The sequence below is a fragment of the Nocardia sp. NPDC004722 genome (genome assembly GCF_053601505.1).
Window position 1 is genome coordinate 1 of the sequence record NZ_JBSGBY010000658.1, and the last position, 4,475, is coordinate 4,475.

The following is a 4,475-nucleotide window of genomic DNA, read 5'->3' on the forward strand; positions in this document are numbered from 1 at the left end:
GACATTCTGGTGTTCCGGCACCATTTCTGGGCGCGGCTGCTGGCCAATGCCGGGATCGTGCTGATCTTCGCGGCGAAATCCTTCTGCAGCGTGTCGGTGACCCGGAAGACGCCGCCGAGGCGGCCGATGTCCTCACCCATGAGCACGACCTTGGGGTCGTCCTCGAGCGCCCGGCGCAGTCCGTGATTGATGGCTCCCGCGAAGGTGGTCTTCATCGTCCCACTCCCTCCAGATAGGCGGTGTACGCGCGGCGTTCCTCCTCGATCAGGCGGTGCGGTGTGGCGTAGACGTGTTCGAACAACTCGCCGGGTTCGGGATCCGGCATGGTGAGGGTGGCGGTGCGCAATCGGGCGGCCACGGCGTCCGCCCGCACTTCGACCTCGGTCTCGAAATCGCTGTCCCACAGCTTTTCTCGTTCCAGCAGCCGCCGCAGCCGGTCGATGGGATCGCGCTGCCGCCAGAGCTCGAGCTCGGCGTCGGCGCGGTAGCGGGTCGGATCGTCGGCGGTGGTGTGCGGACCCATGCGGTAGGTGATGGCCTCGATGAAACTCGGCCCCGCCCCGGATCGCGCGTGCTGCAACGCCTGCCGGGTCACCGCCAGCACGGCGAGCGCGTCATTGCCGTCCACCTGGACACCGGGGATGCCGTAACCGAGGGCGCGCCGCGCGATTGGGGTGGCGGACTGCACCCGCACGGGCGCGCTGATGGCCCACTGATTGTTCTGGCAGAAGAACACCACCGGCGCCGACCAGCTCGCCGCGAAGCCGAGCGCCTCGGCGATATCGCCCTGACTGGTCGCGCCGTCGCCGAAGTAGGCGATGGTGGCGATCTCCGCGCCCTCGAGATGGGCGGCGTAGGCATAGCCGGTGGCGTGTAATCCCTGCGCGCCGACCACGATCGCCGGATTGGTCATCTTCACCGCGTCGGCGTCCCAGCAGGAATGCGCGACGCCGCGCCAGAGCCGGGTCATGTCCTCGGGCGCGACCCCGCGGCAGAGCGCGACACCGGCCTCGCGGTAACTGCAGAACACGTAATCATCGGAATGCAGGGCGTGGGCCGAACCGATCTGCGCGGCCTCCTGGCCGAGCAGCGGGGGCCAGAGTCCGAGTTGGCCCTGGCGTTGCAGGGCGGTGGCCTCGGTGTCGATGCGCCGGGCCACGACCATGTCGGAGTACATGGCACGCAGTTGCGCGCCGCCGATATCGGCGACCAGCGGGGCGTGGACGGGGTCGAATACGCGTCGGCCGTCGGGCTGTACGAGCTGCACCGGGTAGGTGTTCTTCTCGGGCATGGATATCGCCTCCTGACACCGGGTTACACCGTTGTCGCCTGGGGATTGTGTCCCGTGAGCAACCGATGTGTGTCCTGTACCACTCAGCATCCTCCGGCTGGCGATCTGCGCAAGTAAGGCGCGCCGAACTGTGCAGAATGCTCGGTCGATGGCCGGTCGCGGGTGTCATACTGATCCCCATGAGCAGCAGGGAGCCACTTTCTGCCCCGCTGGATGCCACCGATGCCAGGCTGTTGCTGGAGCTGGTGGCCAATCCCCGCGCCACGGGTGTCGAACTGGCCGCGCGCCTGGGCCTCTCACGCAATACCGTGCAGGCCAGACTGGCTCGCTGGGAGGCGGCCGGGGTGCTCGCCAGCTTCGAACGCCGGGTGGATCCGCGGGCGCTGGGCTACTCGCTGGCAGCCTTCGTGGCGGTGATCGTCGATCAGCATCGGCTCGACTCGGTGGTTGCCGAACTGGCCGAGATTCCGGAGGTCACCGAGGTCTGCGGGGTGAGCGGGACGACGGATCTGACCGTGCGGGTGGTCGCCGTCGACGCGGAGGACCTGTACCGCCTGACCGGTCGCATCCTGAAGGTGCCGGGTGTGGAGCGCACCAATATGGCCCTGGTCATGCAGCAGTTGGTCGGTCCGCGCATCACCCCGTTGCTGGACCGCCTGACCAATGGCCCGTCTCGCCCGGCCCCCGAGGTCGATCGGCCGTGATCAACGCGCGAATTTCAGTCCAGTTTCGGCGGATTGGCCGCTGACCCGGGGGCGACTGGACCGGGACGATGACCCGATGAGCACCAGCGTCACCGGCCCCGAGACGATCGAGAGCCCACCCGAGGTGGGCCTCGGCCAGCCCATCGGGGCCGGAATCGTCACCGCCCTGGTCGGATTCACCAGTTCCTTCGCGGTGGTGCTGACCGGCCTGACCGCCATGGGCGCGACCTCGGCGCAGGCGGCGTCCGGACTGCTGGCGGTCTGCGTCACCCAGGGGCTCGGCATGCTCGTGTTGAGTCGGCGCTACCGCATGCCGATCACACTGGCCTGGTCCACGCCGGGCGCGGCCCTGCTGGCGAGCACCGGGGCGGTCGCGGGCGGCTGGGCGGCGGCCGTGGGCGCGTTCGCGGTGGCGGGCGGACTCATTGTGCTGACCGGCTTCTGGCAGCGCCTGGGTGCGCTGATCGCCGCGATCCCGGTCGAGATCGCACAGGCCATGCTGGCCGGGGTGCTGCTGCCGCTGTGCCTGGCCCCGGCCAAGGCGCTGCCGGTGAGCCCGGCCGTGGTGGTGCCGGTCATCGTGACCTGGCTGGTGTTGCAACGCTTCGCGCCGCGCTGGTCGGTGCTGGCGGCCTTCGCCGTGGCGGCGGTCGGCGCGGGCATCGACATCGCGGTGACGCATCGCCGCCTCGAGCTGTCGGCCATGGTACCGCGCGTGGAATGGACTGTGCCGCACTGGAGTTGGCAGGCCATGATCGGCGTCGCGATCCCGCTCTACATCGTGACCATGGCCGCCCAGAACATTCCGGGCACCGCCGTCATGCGCACCTTCGACTACCGCGTGCCGTGGCGGGCCGCCATGACCGTCACGGGCCTGGGCACGGTGCTCGGCGCGGCGGCGGGCGGGCACGCCATCAACCTGGCCGCCATCAGCGCGGCGCTGTCGGCCGCCCCCGCCGCGCATCCGGATCCGAAGCGGCGCTGGATCGCGGCCTTCACCGCGGGCTGCTCGTATCTGGTCCTCGCCCTGGCCTCCGGCGCACTCGTGGCCCTGGTGGCCGCGGCGCCGAAGGGAGTGCTGGAAACCGTTGCGGGCCTTGCCCTCATCGCCACCCTGGCCGGGGCCCTGACCGCCGCCCTGTCACCCGCCGCCCATCGCACCGCCGCCGCCCTGACCTTCCTCGTCGCGGCGTCGGGCATCGGCCTGCTCGGCATCGGTGCGGCCTTCTGGGCCCTGGTCGCCGGGCTGGTCGTCCGCTGGTTCCTGCCCCCGGCCAAGCCCTGAGCCCGGCCCGGGCAGGGGCTAGGGTGGGTTCGTTCGGCTTCATGGTGTGGTGAATCGGCGAAGAGGAGTTGGCTTGAGCGCGGTGCTGATCTCGGTTGCGGAACTTCAGGAGTTGCTGAGCGCGGGCGGCGGCCGGGTGCGGCTACTGGACGTGCGATGGGCGCTCGGGGATCCCGATGGGCCGCAGCACTATTTGGACGGGCACATTCCCGGGGCCGTGTTCGTCGACCTGGAGACCGAGCTGGCCGCGCCCGCCTCCGCCGCCAAGGGCCGCCACCCGATGCCGGAACTGGCGCACCTGCAGAAGTGCGCGCGCAGCTGGGGCGTGTCCGACGGGGACACCGTGGTCGTCTACGACGCCACCGGCGGCATGGCCGCCGCGCGGGCGTGGTGGCTGCTGCGCTGGGGCGGCGTCGCCGACGTCCGCATTCTCGACGGCGGCTTGCCTGCCTGGGAAAACGCCGGTGGCAAAGTCGTTTCCGGCGACGAACCCGATCCGGAGCCCGGCAGCGTGGTGCTGTCCCCGGGCAATATGCCGACCGTCGACGCCGACGGCGCGGCCGGGTGGCAGGGCCTGCTGCTGGATGCCCGCGCGGGCGAGCGCTACCGCGGCGAGGTGGAACCCATCGATCCGCGCGCGGGCCATATTCCGGGCGCGGTCAGCGCGCCGACCGCCGAAAACCTCACCGCCACCGGGCATTTCAAGTCCGTGGACGAATTGCGTTCCCGCTTCGAGGGATTGGGCTCCGGCCCGGTCGCGGCATACTGCGGTTCCGGCGTGACGGCCGCGCACCAGGTGGCCGCGCTCGCGGTGGCGGGCATCGACGCCGCGCTCTACCCCGGCTCCTGGTCGCAGTGGTCCAACGACCCCAAACGCCCGGCCGCCACCGGGGCCGAACCGGCCTGATCAGTCGGGCCCCGATCAGTTGGGCCGCACCGCGGTGAGGATGCCGGTCGCGTACGGGCCGGTGCGGAATTCGATTGCGGTGAAACCGATTTCCGACAGCGGCACCCGATAGCGGCGGATGTCGACGGCCGACAGCCCGGTGTCATGGCTGTGGCCGCCGTCGTGGTCGTGGGTATCGCCGCCGCGGTGCGCGCCGACCAGGTGGATTTCGCAGTCGGGGTGGCCGCGGCGGATGAAGTCGGCGGCCGTCACGCCCGCGATGCCGCTGCCGATCACCACCACGCTGAC

Annotated in this window: 5 protein-coding genes and 1 pseudogene; 3 read left to right on the plus strand and 3 right to left on the minus strand. The window is 70.7% G+C overall.

Annotation, left to right across the window (positions count from 1 at the left end):
- Together ACWELQ_RS39130 and pdhA are read right to left on the minus strand one after the other, a co-directional pair.
- Positions 1 to 215: pseudogene (locus tag ACWELQ_RS39130) on the minus strand (hypothetical protein); the annotation flags it as partial.
- Positions 212 to 1,291 carry a pyruvate dehydrogenase (acetyl-transferring) E1 component subunit alpha gene (pdhA, locus tag ACWELQ_RS39135; protein WP_452402052.1) on the minus strand — a complete coding sequence of 360 codons (1,080 nt, stop codon included), beginning with the start codon at positions 1,289 to 1,291 and terminating at the stop codon, positions 212 to 214. The gene pdhA and the pseudogene ACWELQ_RS39130, both read right to left, overlap by 4 nt.
- Before the next feature lie 179 nt (positions 1,292 to 1,470).
- Here pdhA and ACWELQ_RS39140 point away from each other — a divergent pair, with 179 nt between their 5' ends.
- The 3 genes from ACWELQ_RS39140 to ACWELQ_RS39150 all read left to right on the plus strand — a co-directional run bounded on the left by ACWELQ_RS39140 (position 1,471) and on the right by ACWELQ_RS39150 (position 4,187).
- Positions 1,471 to 1,995 carry an Lrp/AsnC family transcriptional regulator gene (locus tag ACWELQ_RS39140; RefSeq protein ID WP_452402053.1) on the plus strand — a complete coding sequence of 175 codons (525 nt, stop codon included), beginning with the start codon at positions 1,471 to 1,473 and terminating at the stop codon, positions 1,993 to 1,995.
- Positions 1,996 to 2,071: 76 nt separating this feature from the next.
- On the plus strand, positions 2,072 to 3,280 hold the full coding sequence (locus tag ACWELQ_RS39145; protein WP_452402054.1) for a benzoate/H(+) symporter BenE family transporter: 1,209 nt from the start codon (positions 2,072 to 2,074) through the stop codon (positions 3,278 to 3,280).
- Positions 3,281 to 3,353: 73 nt separating this feature from the next.
- Positions 3,354 to 4,187, plus strand: coding sequence for a sulfurtransferase (locus ACWELQ_RS39150; protein ID WP_452402055.1), 834 nt, complete (start codon positions 3,354 to 3,356; stop codon positions 4,185 to 4,187).
- Positions 4,188 to 4,202: 15 nt separating this feature from the next.
- On the opposite strand, the gene ACWELQ_RS39155 is transcribed toward ACWELQ_RS39150, so the two are convergent.
- The coding region (locus ACWELQ_RS39155) for an NAD(P)-binding protein (protein ID WP_452402056.1) at positions 4,203 to 4,475 on the minus strand (273 nt) is incomplete at its 5' end.

Bases quoted from the DNA above. Each gene is read 5' to 3' on its own strand.
- ACWELQ_RS39145 (WP_452402054.1), top strand. From the start codon at position 2,072: ATGAGCACCAGCGTCACCGGCCCCGAGACGATCGAGAGCCCACCCGAG.
- pdhA (WP_452402052.1), bottom strand. From the start codon at position 1,291: ATGCCCGAGAAGAACACCTACCCGGTGCAGCTCGTACAGCCCGACGGC.
- ACWELQ_RS39140 (WP_452402053.1), top strand. From the start codon at position 1,471: ATGAGCAGCAGGGAGCCACTTTCTGCCCCGCTGGATGCCACCGATGCC.